The sequence below is a fragment of the Microbispora bryophytorum genome (assembly GCF_006874465.1).
Classification (GTDB): Bacteria; Actinomycetota; Actinomycetes; order Streptosporangiales; family Streptosporangiaceae; genus Microbispora; species Microbispora bryophytorum.
This window is the reverse complement of the sequence record NZ_VIRL01000013.1, coordinates 213,287-227,325: the sequence shown is the minus strand read 5'-3', so window position 1 is coordinate 227,325 and position 14,039 is coordinate 213,287. Positions and strand designations below refer to the sequence as shown.

Genomic DNA, 14,039 nt, shown 5'->3' with positions numbered 1-14,039 from the left:
GGTCCGCCTCATTCGTTTTTCCGTACGGCAGTTAGGGGGAGCGGCTGATGGCCGATTTCGTGGACCACGTCGTCCTGCACATCAAGGCGGGTGACGGGGGCAACGGCTGCGCCTCCATCCACCGGGAGAAGTTCAAGCCCCTCGGGGGGCCCGACGGCGGCAACGGCGGACGCGGTGGCGACGTCATCCTGGAGGTGGATCCCAACACCTCCACCCTGCTGGAGTACCACCACCGGCCGCACCGCCGGGGAGGCAACGGCAAGCAGGGCATGGGCTCCAACCGGGACGGCGCCAACGGGGAGGACGTCGTACTGCAGGTGCCCAACGGCACGGTCGTGAAGGACGCGGGGACCGGCGAGGTGCTGGTCGACCTGATCGGCGCCGGCACCCGGTACGTCGCCGCGCAGGGCGGCTTCGGCGGCCTCGGCAACGCCGCGCTGGCCAGCGCCAAGCGCAAGGCTCCGGGTTTCGCGCTGCTCGGCGAGCCGGGTGACGAGGCCGAGATCGTGCTCGAGATCAAGACCGTCGCCGACGTGGCGCTGGTCGGGTTCCCCAACGCGGGCAAGTCGTCCCTGATCGCGGCGCTCTCCGCGGCCCGCCCCAAGATCGCCGACTATCCGTTCACGACGCTCATCCCCAACCTCGGCGTGGTGACGGCGGGCGAGACGATCTTCACGGTCGCCGACGTGCCGGGGCTCATCCCGGGGGCGTCCGAGGGCCGGGGTCTCGGACACGAGTTCCTGCGGCACGTCGAGCGCTGCTCGACGATCGTGCACGTGCTCGACTGCGCGACGGTCGAGCCGGGGCGCGACCCGCTCACCGACTTCGAGGTGATCGAGGCCGAGCTGGCGGCGTACGGCTCGCTGCAGGACCGGCCGCGGCTGGTCGCGCTGAACAAGGTGGACGTCCCCGACGGCCGGGACCTGGCCGACATCGTCACGCCCATGCTGGAGGAGCGCGGACTGCGCGTCTTCGAGATCTCCGCGGCCAGCCACGAGGGCCTGCGGCCCCTGGCGTACGCGATGGGGGAGATGGTGGCGACGGCGCGGGCGCAGGCCCCGGTGGAGGAGCCGACGCGGCTGGTGATCCGGCCCAGGCAGTTCGGCGAGACCGGGTTCGCCGTACGCCGCATCGACGAGAACCGCTTCCAGGTGAGCGGCGAGAAGCCCGAGCGGTGGATCCGCCAGACCGACTTCTCCAACGACGAGGCCGTCGGCTATCTGGCCGACCGGCTCGAACGGCTCGGCGTCGAGGAGGCGCTGATCAAGGCCGGCGCGACGGCCGGCGCCGAGGTGGTCATCGGTCCGATGGAGGGCGGCTACGTCTTCGACTGGCAGCCGTCGCAGGGTATGGAGGCGACCATGGGCCCGCGTGGCACCGACGCGAGGCTCGGCTGACCGGAGGGCCGGAGTGGGAGATGGCGTGACAGGCAGACAGCGGATCCGCGAGGCCGCGCGGCTGGTGGTCAAGGTGGGGTCGTCGTCGCTGACGACGTCCCGGGGCACGATCGACGTCGACCGGGTGGACGCGCTGGTCGACGTGCTGGCGGTCCGGCGCCAGGCCGGCACGCAGATCGTGCTCGTGTCGTCCGGCGCGATCGCCGCCGGGCTCGGGCCGTTAGGTCTGCGCGCCCGGCCCAAGGACCTGGCCACCCAGCAGGCGGCCGCCTCGGTCGGGCAGGGCGTGCTGGTCGCCCGTTACACCTCCTCCTTCGCCAGGTACGGCCTGCGCGTGGGGCAGGTGCTGCTGACGGCCGACGACATGATGCGCCGCATCCACCACCGCAACGCCCAGCGGGCGCTGGCCCGGCTGCTGGAGCTCGGCATCGTGCCCGTCGTGAACGAGAACGACACGGTGGCCACCGACGAGATCCGGTTCGGGGACAACGACCGGCTCGCGGCGCTGGTGGCCCACCTCACCCACGCCGACGGGCTGGTGCTGCTGTCGGACGTCGACGCGTTGTACGACGGAGACCCGCGCAAGGCCGGCGCCCAGCGGATCGCCGAGGTCCGGGGGCCCGAAGATCTGGAGGGCGTCGAGCTGGGCACCTCCGGCCGGGTCGGCACCGGCGGAATGATCACCAAGGTGGAGGCGGCCCGCATCGCGACCGGGGCGGGCGTCCCGGTCGTGCTCACGGCGGCGGCGCACGCGGCGCAGGCGCTCGCCGGCGCCGACATCGGCACCTGCTTCCACCCGGGCGGCCGCCACCCCGGCACCCGGCTGCTGTGGCTGGCCCACGCGACGACCGGCCGGGGCCGTCTGCACCTGGACGCGGGCGCGGTCGAGGCCGTGGTCGATCGGCGCAAGTCGCTGCTGCCCGCGGGCGTCGTGAAGGTCGAGGGGGATTTCGCCGCGGGCGACCCGGTCGACCTGTGCGCGCCGACGGGCGCCGTCGTCGCCCGCGGTCTGGCGAACTACGACGCGGGGGAGGTCCCCGGCCTGCTCGGCCGCTCCACCCGGGAGCTGGCGAGCACACTCGGCCCGGAGTACGAGCGCGAGCTGATCCACCGGGACGACATCGTGATATTGGAGCCTGTTCACCACCACAAGTGACGGAGCGCGAGGCAATGTCTGAGGCAGAGGAATTTCTGAAGGTCGCGCGGGCGGCGAGGGACGCCGCGACGGTGCTCGCGCCGATGCCGCGCGCGCCGAAGGACGCGGCGCTGCGGGCCGTGGCCGACGCCCTGGAGGCGGCCACGGACGAGATCGTCGCGGCCAACGCCGTCGACGTGGACCGGGCCAGGGAGAGCGGCACCTCCGAAGCGATGATCGACCGGCTGCGGCTCGACGCCGGCCGGATCGCGAAGATCGCCGACGCCGTCCGCGAGGTGGCCGACCTGCCCGACCCGGTCGGCGAGGTCGTGCGCGGCAGCACGCTGCCCAACGGCCTGGAGCTGCGTCAGGTGCGGGTGCCCCTCGGCGTCATCGGCATCATCTACGAGGGCCGGCCCAACGTGACCGTGGACGCGGCCGCGCTCTGCCTCAAGAGCGGCAACGGCGTGCTGCTGCGCGGGTCGTCCAGCGCGTACTCCTCCAACAGCGCGCTGGTGCGGGTCATGCAGGAGGCGCTGGCGGCGACCGGGGTGCCGTCGGACGCCGTGCAGCTCGTGCCGGGGCAGACCCGCGAGTCCGTCAAGCACCTGATGCGCGCCCGCGGGCTGGTGGACGTGCTGATCCCGCGTGGCGGCGCCTCGCTGATCAACAGCGTGGTCGAGGAGTCGACCGTGCCGGTGATCGAGACGGGGGTGGGCAACTGCCACGTGTACGTGGACGCCGACGCCGACATCGACACCGCCCTGAAGATCCTGGTGAACGCCAAGGCGCAGCGGCCCTCGGTGTGCAACGCGGCCGAGACGCTCCTCGTGCACGCCGCCATCGCCGATGAGTTCGTGCCCAGGGCACTGACGGCGCTGAAGGACGCGGGCGTGACCGTCCACGGGGACGAGCGGGTGCGGGCCTACGGCGCCGACGTCGTGGCCGCCACAGAGGAGGACTTCACCAGCGAGTATCTCTCGCTCGACATCGCCGCCGCCGTCGTCGACTCGCTGGACGACGCGGTCGCGCACATCCGCAGGTACGGCTCGGCCCACACCGACGCGATCGTGACCCGCTCCCAGCAGGCCGCCCGCAGGTTCGTGGCGACCGTGGACTCGGCGGCGGTCGCGGTGAACGCCTCGACCCGGTTCACCGACGGCGGAGAGTTCGGCTTCGGGGCGGAGATCGGCATCTCCACCCAGAAGCTGCACGCCCGGGGCCCGATGGGGCTGCCGGAGCTCACCTCCACCAAGTGGATCTACACCGGCGAGGGCCACGTACGGGCGTGACCGCCGTCAGACGCGGGTGAGCACGGGACGCGAGCCTGCGGCGGGGTGAGGCGGCCGGGCGCCCGGCGGTCCGGCCGGCCTCGTCGATCGTGGGCCGGTCGGCATCGGCTCGTCCGCGATTCGAACGGCGCGCCTCCGCCTATTCGGACGGCCGGGCCGCTATGGTTGGCGCTCCTATGGCTGGACGTCTCGGGCGGGTCGGCCCCTACGCGCTGCTGGAGCGGCTGGGCCGGGGTGGCATGGGTGAGGTGTACCTCGCCGTCGGCCGCCGGGGCGACCGCGTCGCGGTGAAGATGCTCCGCGACCCCATCGAGAACGATCCGGACGCCCGATTACGGCTCGAACGCGAGGTGCGGGCGCTGCGACGGGTCGAGAGCCCGTACGTCGCCCAGGTGCTCGACGCCGACCTGTCCGGCGACCGGCCGTATCTCGTCATGGACTACATCGAGGGGGAGAACCTCCTCGACGGCGTACGGCGTGGCGGGCCGCTGAAGGAGTCCCGGCTCATCACGCTGGCGCAGGGCCTCGCGGCGGCTTTGGCGATCATCCACGCGGGCGGGGTCGTGCATCGTGACGTCAAGCCGACCAACGTCCTGCTGGGCGAGCACGGGCCGGTGCTGATCGACTTCGGCATCGCCCAGGTGCTCGACGCGACGCGGGTCACGGTGACCGGCACGTTCCTCGGCACGCCCGGCTACTGCGCTCCCGAGGTCTTCGCCGACGAGACCGTGGGGGAGCCCGCCGACGTGCACGGCTGGGCCGCCACGGTGGCGTTCGCCGCCACCGGACGGCCGACCTTCGGCCGGGGCACCGCCGAGTCCCAGATGTATGCGGTGCTGAACGGCAAGGCCGACCTGGTGGGGGTGCCGGCCGCCCTGCTGCCTCTCGTCCGCGCCGCCCTGCATCGCGACCCCGCCCGGCGGCCGACCGCCGCGTTGCTGGCCGACCGCCTGTCCCGGCTCGCGCGGGCCGCCGGGGAGGCGTCCGTCGCCGAGACCCTCACACGTACGCCCGCGGAGCCGGCCCGGGCACGTGCCGGAGCCGACACGAAGCCGGCGGCCGGGAAAGCCGCCAGGACAGAGGACAAGCCGCCGGTCAGGAAGGGCACCCGGACGGAGGAGAAGCCCGTCAGGAAGGGCGCCAGGGCGGAGGACAAGCCGCCGGTCAGGAAGGGCACCCGGACGGAGGAGAAACCGGCCAGGAAGGGCGCCGAGACCACGGCGCGGGAACGGGCGGCGGCGGCCGAACGGGCCGCACGGCGCGGCGGCCCCGGCTCCGCCGCCGGCCCCCGGCGGGTGAGGTCGGCCACGGCCCTCGCCACCGCACCGGAGGGGGCGGAAGGGGCGCTCGGCATCCCGACCGGGAACGCGGCCCTGGTCCTGGTCGCGCTGCTCGCCCTTCCCTGCGTGGTGGCGTCGGTGGTCTACCCGCTCGCCACTTTCGCGATCACGGCGGCCCTCGCGGTGGTGATCAGGGCCGTGTGGACCAGTCACTGGCTGGTGCGCAGCCGCAAACCCGGCCGTGCCCGCGCCTGCCTGCGCGCGCTGGCGTTCCCCCTCACGCTGGCCGGTTCGCTGCTGTCGGCCGTCGCGTGGCCGGGGCTGCCCGCCGTCGCGGCGGCGTTCGCGGCGCTGTGGGTGGGCTCCGGGGGTCGCCTGGAGCCCGAGTGGTGGTCTCAGGCGGTGCCCGTCACCATCGCCGGCGTGGCCTTCGGCGTCGTCAGTGGCGCGATCACCGGCCGGGAGATCGAGCGCGCGGGTGCGGCCATTCCGGGCCTGCGGCGGGAGGGCCTGCGCGCGCTCGCCGTCCTGGGCGGCTTCGTCGCGCTCTGCGCCGCGGCCGTCCGCGCCGTGGCCTTCTTCTTCTGACGCTGCCGGGCCGGTTCGCCGCTCACGTGTCGCGGCTCAATTCTCTGGTTCGGTTCTCCTGGCTCAGTTCTCGCGCCGGGAGAAACGGTTGAAGATGCGCTCGCCGGCGTTGACCGCGCCCTCGGCGACGTCGCGCAGCACGCCGATGAACGGGTCCTGCGACTGCGCCCACGACTCGCGGTAGGAGTTGGCCGCCGCCTTGATCTCCTCGGTGATGCTGGCGTTGCCGTCGTCCTCGCGGCGCGGATAGGTGCCGCCGATGATCCGGTCGTACTCTCCGCTGCGACGCCAGCGGTCGAGTTCGGCGACGCGCGTCACCGCGAACGGGTGGGTCGTGCCGAGCATGTTGAGGACCTTGAGCAGGCCGTCGCGCACGTCGCCCGCGGTGTCGTACTCCCTGGCCTGGTCGAGGAACGCCTCGATGTTCATCTCGTGCAGGCGGGAGCCGCCGGCGAGCTTCATGAGCGCCCGCAGCGCGGCGTCGGGGTCCTGCCCGGCGAGCAGGCCGCCGCGGTCGGCGGACATCTCCGCCTTGCGCTGCCATTCCTCCAGGGCGGCGACGATGACCCGCAGGCCGATGTAGCCGAGCGGGATCCAGGCCACCCGGGTGGCCAGGCGGGTCAGGATCGCGAGCATCGTGCCGTAGACGGCGTGGCCCGACAGGATGTGCGAGGTCTCGTGGCCGATGACGAAGCGCAGCTCCTCGTCGTCCATGAGGTCGAGCAGCCCCGTCGAGACGATGATGAACGGCTCGTCGAACCCGATCGCCATCGCGTACGCCTTCGGGTCCTGCTGCACGTAGATCTCGGGGATCCGGTGCAGGTCGAGGATGTAGGCGCTGTCGCGGCCCATGTCGTGCAGGGCGCGAAACTGGGTGTCGGTCGTGCGCACCGCGGAGGCCAGGAACATCAGACGGAGCCGCCGCTCGCTGAACAGGCCGGACGTGCGCTTGAGCACCGCGTCGAATCCGGACAGCGAACGCATCGCGACGAGCGCGGAACGGTCGGCGGGGTGTTCGTAGGCTCGCGAGCTGATGCCGGTCAGCTGCACGCGATTGCGATCGGGAGTGGTCATGTTCCGCATGCTATGTCTCACGCGCCGGACGCGCGCGGACGTGGGGGGAGCCCCCGCCGTCATAGGAGGCCCGGGTTCCGGTAACGTCCACTAGGCGCGTTATCGTCCGTTTCATGCGTAACGGGACGACGATCCGGCGACTGGGCGTGATGGGCGGAACCTTTGATCCGATCCACCACGGCCACCTCGTGGCGGCCAGTGAGGTGGCCCACCACTTCAACCTGGACGAGGTGGTGTTCGTCCCGACCGGCCGGCCATGGCAGAAGGCCGAGCAGAACGTGTCCTCGTCCGAGGACCGCTACCTGATGACGGTGATCGCCACCGCGTCGAACCCGCGCTTCTCGGTCAGCCGGGTGGACATCGACCGGCCCGGCCCCACCTACACGATCGACACGCTTCGTGACATCGGCGCCGCGTACGGGCCGGACGTGGAGCTGTACTTCATCACCGGCGCCGACGCGCTCGCGCAGATCCTGAGCTGGCGCGACGTCGACGAGCTGTTCACCATCGCGCACTTCGTCGGCTGCACCCGGCCCGGCCACACGCTCCAGGACCCCGGCCTGCCGGCGGGCAAGGTCAGCCTGATCGAGATCCCCGCCCTGGCGATCTCCTCCTCCGAGTGCCGCGACCGGGTGGCCGCCGGAGAGCCCATCTGGTATCTGGTCCCCGACGGCATCGTGCAGTACATCAACAAGCGGCACTTGTATCACGATCCGGAGTCCTGACGGCCCGTCGCGATTCCCGCAGGCCGTACGCCGCGGCGAGCGCGCCGGCGAACGCCGCCGCGTACAGCACCGGACGGTAGGAGGTCAGGGCGAGGAGCCCGGCGCCGAGCGCCATCCCCACGGCGGTCGGGACGAACAAGACGGTGTTGGCGGTCGCGGACACGGTGGCCAGCAGGTCTCGGGGCGCGATCCGCTGTACGGCGGTGAAGGCGGCGACCAGCACCCAGGGCAACCCCAGTCCCGACAGCAGGCTCGCCGCCGTCACGACGGGCGTCCAGGGGACGGCACGCAGCGCCACCGAGGCGGCGAAGAGGAGCCCTCCCACGGCGGACAGCCGCGCCTCGCCTGCCCGGCGCAGCAACGGCCCCGCGATGAGGCCGCCGAGGACCGTGCCGCCGCCCTGGACCGCGGACAGCACGCCGGTGAAGCCGGGCTCCCGGTGCAGACCGTGGTCGACCACGGCGAAGACGACCGCGCCGTTGACGCCGGAGACCAGCATCAGGGCCGCTCCGGACAGTATGAGGCGGCGCAGGAGCGGGTCGCGGAACAGGAAGCGCGTCCCCTCGGCCGTCCGGGCCGCCCAGCCGCGCGTCACACGGGCGCGCCGTGCGGAGGCGGCCGGAAGTCGCAGCGTGCCGAGCAGCCACGCGCCGGCCGCGAAGGTGGCCGCGTCGAGCGCGACCACCGCGTCGCCGCCCGCGACGGCGAACAGCCCGGCGCCCAGCAGAGGCGCGGCGAGGCGGGTGCCCTCCGACGCGCTCATGCGCATCCCGTTGACCTCCGCCAGCAGCGCCTCCGGCACGGCCGCGGGTAGGACGGCCGCCTCCGCCGCGTCGAGCACGACGAAGCTCACGCCGTACAGCAGGAGCACCGCGAACAGCAGCCAGACCTGCGCGGGGGAGCGGACCAGGAAGAGCAGGCAGAGCGCGGCGCCCATCACGACGTTCGTCCAGATGAGGACGGGCCGCGCGCCGAGGACGTCGACCACCGCGCCGAGTGCGGACCCGGCCGCCGTCGGCGCCCAGAAGCAGAACGACGTGAGGGCGGCGAGGCTGTCTGAGCCGGTCAGCGACTTCACCCAGATGCCCGCGACCAGGGACATCGCCATGGTGCCGAACCCGGAGACCACGACGGCGCTCAGGTAACGACGGGCGTTGCGATCGGCGAGGGCGGCTTTCATGCCGGCGATCATTGCCGCGATCCAACCCCCAAGTCAATGCTTGGGGGTTGTTATGGTGTTTACTTTCCGCCATGGCGGAGGGGGATCCCAGGCTCAGGGCGCTCGCGCATCCGGTGCGGCTGCGCATGCTCTCGCTGATGTGGGGCGCGCCCATGTCGGCGGCCGAGCTGTCCCGGGAGCTGGGCATCTCGCACGCCCTCGCCAGCCACCACCTGCGCTGCCTGGACGACGCGGGACTGGCCGAGCTGGCCGACGTACGGGTCCGGCGCGGCGGCCGGGAGCGCCGCTACCGGGCGGCGGGAGGCACGCCGCTGACCGAGCAGCGGGACGGCTTCCCGCTGCTCGCCGAGGCGCTGGCGCGGTCGCTGCGCGAGCGGGCCGGGCGGCGCCGCGCGGGCGAGGAAGGGGTCACGGCCGACGCCGAGCTGTGGGTCGAGCCTGAGCTGTGGCACGACGTCCGCGGTAGGATCCTCGCCGCGATCGTGGACCTGCACGAGGGCGCTGCGGCACCGCGTACGCCGGGGACGATCCGGGTCGGCGCGACCGTCGCCGCCTTTCCCTTGACGGAATCCACGGGCCCTGCAGGACGTTGAACTCCTGATCCCGGGCATAACACCGGAATCGACAGGTGTGCCGGTAGGGTCTCCCCGGGAAAGCCGGTTGTACGGAGCACGCGGACTGTGCACCCTGGAAGAACCCGTCAACGGAGGACAGAACCGAATCGTGACAGCATCCGAGAGATCGATCCAGCTCGTGCGGGTGGCGGCCGAGGCCGCCGCCGAGAAGCTGGCCGACGACATCATCGCCTACGACGTGAGCGACCAGCTCGTCATCACCGACGCCTTCCTTCTCTGCTCCGCGTCCAACGACCGGCAGGTGCGTGCGGTCGTCGACGAGATCGAGGAGCGCATGCGTGTGGAGGCCGACGCCAAGCCCGTACGCCGTGAGGGCGAGCGGGAGGGTCGCTGGGTCCTGCTCGACTACCTCGACATCGTGGTGCACGTGCAGCACGAGGAGGACCGCAACTTCTACGCGCTGGAGCGCCTGTGGAAGGACTGCCCGTCCATCGAGCTGCCGGAGAGCGTCAAGCGGGTCGCCGCGCAGCGCGGGCACGGAGCGGCCCAGTGACGAACCCTGTCATCGGGGCGGCCCGATGAGCCGTCGCGTCGTCTGCCTGCGGCACGGGCAGACGCTCTGGAACGTCGAGAAACGCTTCCAGGGGCACACCGACATCGCATTGGACGAGACCGGCGTCGCGCAGGCGGCCCGGGCGGCGTCCCTGCTCGCGGCCCTGCGGCCGACCATGGTCGTCGCCTCGGACCTTCGGCGCGCGTACGACACCGCCTCGGCCCTCGGCCGGCTCACCGGCCTCGACGTGGCGGTGGACAAGGACCTGCGCGAGCGCGGCGGCGGCGAGTGGGAGGGCCTGACCCGCGACGAGATCAGGGCGGGCTGGCCGGTCGAGTACGAGGCGTGGGAGGCCCCGGGCGGCGAGGACGTGGCGCACGTCGCCGATCGGGTCGCCGACGCAATCGGGCGCTGGGCGTCCCGCCTCGACGAGAACGGTCTGCTGGTCGTCGCCTCGCACGGCGCCGCGCTGCGGCTCGGCATCTGCCGGATGCTCGGGCTGCCGCAGGAGCTCTGGTCGGCGCTGGGCGGCCTCGGCAACTGCTCGTGGTCGGTGCTGGAGGAGGGCCGCCGCGGCTGGCGCCTGCTGGAGCACAACGCCGGCACGCTGCCCGAGCCGGTCAGCAGCGACGACAGCCCGGCCGCCACCGCGGACGCTTGAGACTCGGGTGACCTGGGTGACGATTAGGTAAACGGACGGGCATACCTATATGCTCTCCGAGCGCCGCGCCGGGAACACCCGGGGCGGTGGCAAGGGGCTATAGCGCAGCTGGTAGCGCACTTCCATGGCATGGAAGGGGTCTGGGGTTCGAATCCCCATAGCTCCACACACCGGCCCCTTTTGCCCGGATCACTACCAGGGCAGTGGGCCGTCCTCACTGAAGAACCCGCCGGTCGGGCCGCCCTCGCCGAGGGTGGCCAGGCGCACCACCACAGCCGCGCCCTGCGCCGGTGTGAGGAATCCGCTGTGGCCGTTGATGTCGGTGTCGACGTAGCCGGGCGCGGCGGCGTTGACCAGGATGTTCTCTTTGCGTAGCTCGTTCGCGTACTGCAGGGTCAGCGCGTTCAGCGCGGTCTTGGCCGGCGAGTAGGCCACTGAGGGCAGCCCCGACAGGGGCCCGTCGGCCTCGGCAGTCATCGCTAGCGAAGCGGCGTGGCTGGAGAGGTTGACGATCCGGGCGGCGGGGGATCGCCGGAGCAGCGGGAGCACCGCGTTCGTCACGGTGATCACTCCGAGGGCGTTGGTGTCGAACACCTCGCGGACCAGCTCCACGTCGACGGCGCTGGGGATGCGGTCGAGGGCGTCCTGGGGCGCGGCCTTACCCCGATCCGGTGATGCCGGCGTTGTTGACCAGCACGTCCAGACGGCCGAAGCGGTCGTCGATCCACGAGGCGGCAGCCTGGACGGTGGACGAGGTGGTGACGTCCAGTTCGATCGCGTGTGCGTCGCCTCCCGCGGCGCGGATCGCCGCCGCGGTCTCGTCGCCGCGGCGCAGGTCGCGGGCGCCGACCAGGACGGTCACCCTCTCTGCGGCCAGCAGTTCGGCGACCGCGTGGCCGATCCCCTTGTTCGCGCCGGTGATCAGGGCGACCTTCGGCTGTGACGTGTACTCGTTCATGGGATGGGTTCCTTTCCGTTCCATGCAGGTGATGTGTGGCGGGCGTCGCTGCCCTGTCCACGACGATCCCGCTCCCGTGGATCCTGTGACGGCGTGATCGTGTGGTGTGCGTCACCTCTGTGTGGGTCCGCACCTCTACGCCGTCAGCCCCTGCACGGGGGTGACGTGGCGCAGGTGGACGAGCACGTCGAACGCGTCGGGCAGGGAGACGACGGCGAGGTGTTCGGCCGCGTCCCTGGCGGGGTCGTAAACGCCGCTGATGACGCGGGCTTTCATCGGCCCCTCCCATCCGCCGTCACGCAGGTCGAGCCAGTGGGCGGGCCGGCCGGTGGCGCCGAGGCGGGCGTCGAGCCAGTCGGAGGCCGGTTCCGGGACGGTGTGGGCACCGAGGTCGCCGTGGTGGAAGCCGATCGCCGCGGAGACGTAGCGGGTGCCGTAGTGGTCGCGCAGCACGCTGCCGACCGTGGGCTGGGCGCCGCGTTGCGGCGCCAGGCCCAGGGTCGCCGGAGCCGCCGAGGTGTGCGCGATGCCGTCCCAGTAGGCCACGCGGCGGCCGGTCCGGTGTTGGTGGCCGGTGATCGCATCGGCCCAGGTCCGGGCGTCGCCGGTATAGTCGCCGCGTCCGGCGACGCTGCGCTGGTGGAAGTCGGCGATGAGGCGCATGCGCTCCAGGACGACGTCGCCGGGCAGCTGCTCGACGATCGCGAGTGCGTGGCGGGCGTGTTCGGCGAAAGGACGGCCCGGGTGCAGGCCTCTGGCCCGCTGCACGTGCTCGTCGATCTCGTGTGCGGTACGGATCGGCTCCAGGTGGGCGGTCAGTTCCGCCAGCCGGTGCGGGGCGGCACGGCGAACGTGATCCAGAACGGCGTCGTAGTCGGCGGGCCGGGCTTGGGCGGGCTTGATCCCGAAGATCCGGACGGGGTCGTCCGGGTGGTCCTGGTTGAAGGCGCGGATCCACTCCAGAGCCGCGGCCATCTCGACGGTGCGCCAGGGCCGCCAGGCGCTGGCCAGGGCGGATCGCGCCGTGCCCGCGCCGCCGGTGACGTACGCGTCGAGGGTGGCTCCTACGGAGGCGTCGTCCTGTACGGCCAGCGCACGGAAGCCGTGCCTGCGGACGAGGCGGCGGAAGAGCCGGTCACGCACCTTGAAGATCTCGTGAGCGAATCTGGTGGACTCGCCGAGTCCGGCGACGACCGCGCCGGCGGCGATCGCGTCGGCGAGGTCGTCGAGCGTGGTCTCGGTCATCAAGGAGGTCATGCCGGAACTCCCTCACGGATCGGTGCGAGCGCCCGCGACCAGGCGACGACGTCGTTCAGCAGGGCGGTGAGAGCGGAGAGCTGGTGGGGGCCGGGAGTGAGATCGCCCGGCTCGGTGGGGGCGGAGATGGTGAAGTCGTGGTGCAGGGACAGCGCCACCTGACTGCGTACGGTGGCGACCTTCAGTTCGGCCAGGACCAGCCGGAGGTGCTCGACCGCGCGGGTCGCGCCGTGCAGGCCGTAGCCCACGAAGCCGGCCGCCTTGTCGTTCCACTCGGCGTAGACGAAGTCCAGGGCGTTCTTCAGCGCGCCGGGGATGGAGCGGTTGTACTCCGGCGTGACGAAGACGAACCCGTCGTAGCCGGCGATCGCCTCTGCCCAGCGGATGGTGTGCGCCTTGCCGTACAAGCCGGACGCCGGTGGGTGCGGCTCGTCCAGCAGCGGCAGGCCGAAGTCGGCGAGATCGATGATCTCGAAGCCGGCCGCCGGCTGTTCCCGCGCGGCGATTTCGGCCACCCACTCGGCGACGGCGCGGCCACGGCGGCCGGGGCGCGTGCTGCCGACGATGATGCCGATCTTGGTCATTGATGTCTCCTCAGTGGAAGATTGCAACGATCGGTGCAAATATTACGTCGATCGGTGTAGCAAATGCAAGTGCCGATGTAATCGACTAGCCTCGGAGGCGTGACCGAGAGAAAGAAGCCGGTCGGCCAGCCGGACAAGCGCCGGGCGATCACGGCCGGGGCGCTGACCCTGTTCGCCCGCGACGGCTACACACGCGCCGGGCTGGACGCGATCGCCGCCGAGGCGGGGGTGTCCAATCGCACCATCTACAACCACTTCACTGACAAGGCCGAGTTGTTCCAGGCGGTGATGCAGGAGAGCACGCAGCGGGTCGCGGACACGATGGTCGACATCATCGACCGCCATCTGACCAAGATCATTGATCTCGAGAGCGACCTGATCGACTTTGGACTGGCCTGGCTCGGCGTGCTGACCTCCGACCTGGCCCCGCACTTCGCGCTCATCCGCCAGATCAACGCCGAGATCGAGCACATCCCGCCTGCCGCGCTCCAGCTCTGGCAGCAGACCGGCCCCGGCCGTACCCGGTGCGAACTGGCCGAACGCCTGCGCCGAATCGCCGAGCGCGGCGTCCTCACCATCGACGATCCCGCTCGCGCGGCCGGGCACCTGATGCTGCTCATCTCCGCCGACAACCTCACCGACCGGGCGGACCTGCACAACGAGAACGCGCTCCGGGAGATGGTCGCCGCAGGGGTTTCGACCTTCCTGTACGGCTATGCGAAACGGACCGTGGTCGGCGGGCGCGATGCCGCTGACGGCGCGTGACGGGGTTGCCAGAGG

15 protein-coding genes and 1 tRNA gene are annotated in these 14,039 nt (G+C 71.9%); 10 read left to right on the top strand and 6 right to left on the bottom strand.

Features of this window, described 5'->3' with window-relative positions:
• The first annotated feature begins 47 nt into the window (after positions 1–47).
• From obgE to FLX07_RS23055, 4 genes are all read left to right on the top strand, one after another.
• Positions 48–1,397, top strand: coding sequence for a GTPase ObgE (obgE, locus tag FLX07_RS23070; RefSeq protein WP_142573244.1), 1,350 nt, complete (start codon positions 48–50; stop codon positions 1,395–1,397).
• 25 nt (positions 1,398–1,422) lie between these two features.
• Positions 1,423–2,553, top strand: coding sequence for a glutamate 5-kinase (gene proB, locus FLX07_RS23065; RefSeq protein WP_229689891.1), 1,131 nt, complete (start codon positions 1,423–1,425; stop codon positions 2,551–2,553).
• A 14-nt stretch (positions 2,554–2,567) separates the two neighbouring features.
• Positions 2,568–3,824, top strand: a complete 1,257-nt coding sequence (locus tag FLX07_RS23060; RefSeq protein WP_142573242.1) for a glutamate-5-semialdehyde dehydrogenase — start codon at positions 2,568–2,570, stop codon at positions 3,822–3,824.
• Positions 3,825–4,000: 176 nt separating this feature from the next.
• Positions 4,001–5,692, top strand: coding sequence for a protein kinase domain-containing protein (locus FLX07_RS23055; RefSeq protein ID WP_142573241.1), 1,692 nt, complete (start codon positions 4,001–4,003; stop codon positions 5,690–5,692).
• Positions 5,693–5,755: 63 nt separating this feature from the next.
• On the opposite strand, the gene FLX07_RS23050 is transcribed toward FLX07_RS23055, so the two are convergent.
• The gene (locus tag FLX07_RS23050; RefSeq protein ID WP_373292608.1) at positions 5,756–6,766 is read right to left on the bottom strand and encodes a M48 family metallopeptidase; all 1,011 of its coding nucleotides are present in this window, start codon (positions 6,764–6,766) and stop codon (positions 5,756–5,758) included.
• A 113-nt stretch (positions 6,767–6,879) separates the two neighbouring features.
• Between FLX07_RS23050 and nadD the strand changes: the two genes are divergently transcribed.
• The gene (nadD, locus tag FLX07_RS23045; protein ID WP_142573237.1) at positions 6,880–7,491 is read left to right on the top strand and encodes a nicotinate-nucleotide adenylyltransferase; all 612 of its coding nucleotides are present in this window, start codon (positions 6,880–6,882) and stop codon (positions 7,489–7,491) included.
• Here the strand turns inward: nadD and FLX07_RS23040 are convergent.
• On the bottom strand, positions 7,454–8,671 hold the full coding sequence (locus FLX07_RS23040; RefSeq protein WP_208762335.1) for an MFS transporter: 1,218 nt from the start codon (positions 8,669–8,671) through the stop codon (positions 7,454–7,456). The genes nadD and FLX07_RS23040 overlap by 38 nt on opposite strands.
• 71 nt (positions 8,672–8,742) lie before the next feature.
• On the opposite strand from FLX07_RS23040, the gene FLX07_RS23035 reads away from it, so the two are divergent.
• The 4 genes from FLX07_RS23035 (at position 8,743) to FLX07_RS23020 (ending at position 10,626) form a co-directional block, all read left to right on the top strand.
• On the top strand, positions 8,743–9,264 hold the full coding sequence (locus FLX07_RS23035; RefSeq protein WP_142573233.1) for a winged helix-turn-helix domain-containing protein: 522 nt from the start codon (positions 8,743–8,745) through the stop codon (positions 9,262–9,264).
• 130 nt (positions 9,265–9,394) lie between these two features.
• Positions 9,395–9,799, top strand: coding sequence for a ribosome silencing factor (gene rsfS / locus FLX07_RS23030; protein WP_142573231.1), 405 nt, complete (start codon positions 9,395–9,397; stop codon positions 9,797–9,799).
• Between the two features lie 25 nt (positions 9,800–9,824).
• Positions 9,825–10,460: a histidine phosphatase family protein gene (locus FLX07_RS23025; RefSeq protein WP_142573229.1), complete on the top strand. Its 636-nt coding sequence runs from the start codon at positions 9,825–9,827 to the stop codon at positions 10,458–10,460.
• Positions 10,461–10,553: 93 nt separating this feature from the next.
• Positions 10,554–10,626 (top strand) — tRNA-Ala (locus tag FLX07_RS23020).
• A 26-nt stretch (positions 10,627–10,652) separates the two neighbouring features.
• Here FLX07_RS23020 and FLX07_RS38520 read toward each other — a convergent pair.
• The 4 genes from FLX07_RS38520 to FLX07_RS23005 form a co-directional block, all read right to left on the bottom strand.
• Entirely contained in the window at positions 10,653–11,072 is a 420-nt protein-coding gene (locus FLX07_RS38520) for an SDR family NAD(P)-dependent oxidoreductase (protein WP_268239533.1), read from the bottom strand.
• A gap of 46 nt (positions 11,073–11,118) precedes the next feature.
• The gene (locus tag FLX07_RS38515; RefSeq protein WP_263407651.1) at positions 11,119–11,418 is read right to left on the bottom strand and encodes an SDR family NAD(P)-dependent oxidoreductase; all 300 of its coding nucleotides are present in this window, start codon (positions 11,416–11,418) and stop codon (positions 11,119–11,121) included.
• 135 nt (positions 11,419–11,553) lie between these two features.
• A complete protein-coding gene (locus FLX07_RS23010) occupies positions 11,554–12,675 on the bottom strand; it encodes an erythromycin esterase family protein (RefSeq protein WP_142573226.1) in 1,122 nt (373 codons plus the stop codon).
• On the bottom strand, positions 12,672–13,259 hold the full coding sequence (locus FLX07_RS23005) for an NADPH-dependent FMN reductase (RefSeq protein WP_142573224.1): 588 nt from the start codon (positions 13,257–13,259) through the stop codon (positions 12,672–12,674). The genes FLX07_RS23010 and FLX07_RS23005 overlap by 4 nt, the downstream gene beginning before the upstream one ends.
• Positions 13,260–13,358: 99 nt before the next feature.
• Here FLX07_RS23005 and FLX07_RS23000 point away from each other — a divergent pair, with 99 nt between their 5' ends.
• On the top strand, positions 13,359–14,024 hold the full coding sequence (locus FLX07_RS23000; RefSeq protein ID WP_142573222.1) for a TetR/AcrR family transcriptional regulator: 666 nt from the start codon (positions 13,359–13,361) through the stop codon (positions 14,022–14,024).
• Positions 14,025–14,039 lie beyond the last annotated feature (15 nt).